This is a genomic window from Pseudomonas sp. AGC41 (assembly GCF_057334555.1).
This window is the reverse complement of sequence record NZ_JBHFJB010000112.1, coordinates 35,721-39,137: the sequence shown is the minus strand read 5'-3', so window position 1 is coordinate 39,137 and position 3,417 is coordinate 35,721. Positions and strand designations below refer to the sequence as shown.

2 protein-coding genes and 1 pseudogene are annotated in these 3,417 nt (G+C 65.5%); all 3 read right to left on the bottom strand.

Annotated features, from left to right (window positions below; translation table 11 throughout):
* Positions 1-126: 126 nt before the first annotated feature.
* Positions 127-960, bottom strand: a complete 834-nt coding sequence (locus ACE04F_RS18805) for a YfaP family protein (RefSeq protein ID WP_486109026.1) — start codon at positions 958-960, stop codon at positions 127-129.
* A gap of 3 nt (positions 961-963) precedes the next feature.
* Positions 964-2,583: a DUF2300 domain-containing protein gene (locus tag ACE04F_RS18800; protein WP_486109024.1), complete on the bottom strand. Its 1,620-nt coding sequence runs from the start codon at positions 2,581-2,583 to the stop codon at positions 964-966.
* A 1-nt stretch (position 2,584) separates the two neighbouring features.
* A pseudogene (locus ACE04F_RS18795) lies at positions 2,585-3,417 on the bottom strand (alpha-2-macroglobulin family protein); the annotation flags it as partial.

Here is a 3,417-nt window from a genome sequence, read left to right as displayed (position 1 = left end):
CTCCCACAGTGTTTTCGGAATGTTCGTAAATGAGGCGCTCATGCTGGATACCCATTCCGGCGGACCGCTCTTGTGGCGAGGGAGCTTGCTCCCGCTGGGCTGCGCAGCAGCCCCCCTCCTATTCCCTCACGGATAGCTGAAGCTCTTGATCAACGTCAGCTCGCCGACCGCCCGCATCGGCACCACAAACGTTTCCATCTTCTCGCTCGGCGTGCCTTCTTCAGTGATCACCGTCACCTGTGCCGTGGTCAGGGCCTGTTGCGCCTGCTCCACCTGTCCGCCGTCGCCCTCCCCATCCTCATCACTGCTGTAGCCGCCGCCGTAATAATTCAAGTAGACCAGATACTGGCCCTTGATCGGTGCCGGCATGGCGAAAATTTCCGGGCCGTAGCCGGTGGTGACGTCGACATCGAGCGCGGCGCCGTTGGCGACGGCGCGGTCGCCGTACCAGATGTGGGCGCCATCGGGCGTCACCAGGTGCAGGTCGAGGTCGGTGCCGTCGCTGTCCCAGGCCAGCAGGACCCGCAGCTTGGCCGGGGTGGCGCCACCGCTGGTGTTGAGAAACTGCGTGCGGTGGCGCTGCTGGCCATCGGCGCTGCGCACTTCAACGCTGTTGCTGCCGTTGGGGAATGAGAACGGTCGGTCGAAACGGCCTTCTTCATCGGTTTTCAGCGGCAGGCTTACGCCGTTGACGATCAATTGTCCTGGCGCGTTGCTGTCCTTGGGCGCGCCTTTGATCTGGCCGCGGATGCGCGCCGTGTCGGCCTGCCCCGGCGGCGTATTGACCGACGAGGCCGGGTAGTTGACGGTCTGGCTGAAGCTTTCGCCCTCGCCCCCCGGCGCACCGCTGCGCCAGCCGCCGGCGGGTGTGTCGAGCTTGATGGGGTCGGCAGCCATGGCCGGTGGCAACGCGGTCAAGGCACAGAGCAACAACAAGACCTGTGGATAACGGAGTGTCATGGTCTATTCCAGCAAGAGGTGACGGGCGAGCCCTTCGATATAGGTTTCGTCCTGGCCGTTGGGGTGAGCTTCAAAGGCCAGGTGCAGGTATTCGTGCGTAAGGTCGAGGCGGTCTTGCAGCGAGAGGACGCCGCGCACGTAGATGCGCTGGCGCTCGCGGTCGACATACGGCCGGCCGAAGGCGACGCGGCAGACCGCGAAAGCGCTGATTTCGTTGTAACCCACTTCGCTTTCCAGGCGCTGACGCCAGCCACGGCGCTGCTTCAGCAACCAATCCTGGGCCGCGGGCAACGCTTCGCAGGACGCCACCGGGTTGTCCCAGCGGCTAAGGCTGGCCCGCGGATACGCATGCAGCAGGATCGCATCGTAGCGTTGGCCGCCATTGGCTTGTTCAACGGCTTGGGCCCAGGACAATTTGTCCGGACCCGGTTGATCGGAGTGGTAAGTGACGTCAGTGCCGGCCAGGACCAGATCAGTGGTCCACGCGGCAATCGCGCGGGCTTCAGGCGCCGCCGGACGCGGGGCGACGCGCTGGCGGTGACTGCTGTCGTCGATGCTCAGGCAATCGCCGTTGCGCCGGGCGTTTTGCAGCAGGTAGGTGCGAATCGCCACGGCCAATGCCTTGGCCGCTTCGACGGGTTCGGCCTTGGCCTCGCGTTGCAGGACCCGGGCGACGTATTCTTCCCGATCCAGTCGCGCGACCAGCTTGCCAGGCATCAGGAACAGCTCGCCGTCGCTGTGGATAGCCAATTGGTTGCCATTGGTGAACTCGACACGGTAATCGCCACGCAGTTGACCCGGTGTGGCAGGACGGTCGCCAGCCATGACCCGCTGCAACGGATAACGGGCAAACAGGTCGACTTCCACGCAGCGCCCGGTTTCCGCTGGCCAGCGCGACGGCAATGCCGTGGCCAGGCCATCGCCATACTTCTTCAGCACCTGCTGGCTGGTGCCGCGGCCGCCGGCCCAGACGGGCGTGCCATCGGCCAGCCAACCGGCGAAACCGCCCTGGCGCGACGCTGGGCCGCGGTCACCCAGCCAGCTCCAGGTCTTGACCCGCAGGCGACCGCCCAATTGACCGACCAGGCGCCCATCCGCAGCGCCGAGCACCACGTCGAGCAGTACCCGCCGGGCCTGATCCTGGGCCGGCAACGTGGCCAGCGCCTTGAGCAGTTCTGCAACGGGTACCTGGGTTTGCGGCTGCAACGTCGGCAAGTCCAGCAACCAGTTCGGCGCCCGGCGCGCTTGCCAGTAATCCCGCCAGTCCGGCGCCGAAAGCCCGAGCCGCTGCGGTTCGAAGTACAAGCCGCAGGACTTCACCAGCGCCTGATCACGGCCGATGCTCTGCCCGGCATTACAGCAGTAGACTTCTTCTTTCGATTCGCCGCGACACTCATAGACCGGCTCGCGGGCATCGGTGTCCACCAGCCAGGCGTAGACGAAGAGCTTCCAGAGGCTGCCCAACGGTGCCGTCAACGAGTCCGGCAGCGGCTGGCGGTCCAGCACCTGGGTCTGGCTCACTCGCAACAGCTGACCGTCGAAAGCCAGGCGCAAGGGCTCCTCCTGCGCTGTCGCCAGCGCAGGAATCAAGCACAACAGCCACCAGCCCCAAGGCTTGCGCATGTCAGTTGACCGTCACCTGACCGAGCGCCGGTTTCTGTTCGCGAGCCTGGTTTTGCGGCGCATACACCTGGGTGAAACGCACCGGCGGCAAGGTGAACTGGCCCTTCTGGGAGAAACGCACCAGGTGCCGCAGGCGCAGTTCACCACTCAGGGCATCCACCGGGACCGCGTAAGCCATCTGGCCCGGTTCAAAACGGGCCTTTTCCAGGGACGTCGGTTCGCTGTCGGCCTTGCCCAGCAACTGGATGCCCCACGTGGTGCGCTCCACATCGGCACCCGGCGGCAGCGGCACTTCGAGCATGCCGTAGCGCAGCGGCGTCGAGGCCTTGCTGTTGATGATCACTTCATCCAGATAGAGGCTGTCGCTGGACAACGGCTTGTTGCCGACGGCTTCGAGCTTGAAGGTGAACGCTTCGTCGCCCGGCACGAGGCGCGACAGGCGACGGGTGATGGACACGGCCATCGGCGCAACTGGCGCTTGCTGGCTCTGGAAGCTCAATGACGCCTGCACCGGACGCGCCTGGGCACTGGTCAGGGTCAGCATCGTTGGGAGCTGCGCGCCCTGCCACTGCCAGTAGGTTTCACCGGTCGCGCCCTGCTTGGCTGCCCAGCCTTCGGCCGGTTCCAGGGTCGTGGCCGCTGGTGCCTGTTCAATACTGCGCTGCAACCAGGTCAGGGCCAGGGCACGTTCCAGGGTGGATTGCTGCGGCAACACGCGCTGCAGCAACGCGGCGGCACGCGCCTGATCGAAGCTCTGCAACGACAACAGCAAGGCCTCGACGAACGGCTGGGAGCTGAGTTCCAGCTGCTGTTGCGCGGCGTCTGCCTGGCGAC

Coding starts and splice junctions, on each gene's coding strand:
- ACE04F_RS18800 (WP_486109024.1), bottom strand. CDS start 2,583: ATGCGCAAGCCTTGGGGCTGGTGGCTGTTGTGCTTGATTCCTGCGCTG.
- ACE04F_RS18805 (WP_486109026.1), bottom strand. CDS start 960: ATGACACTCCGTTATCCACAGGTCTTGTTGTTGCTCTGTGCCTTGACC.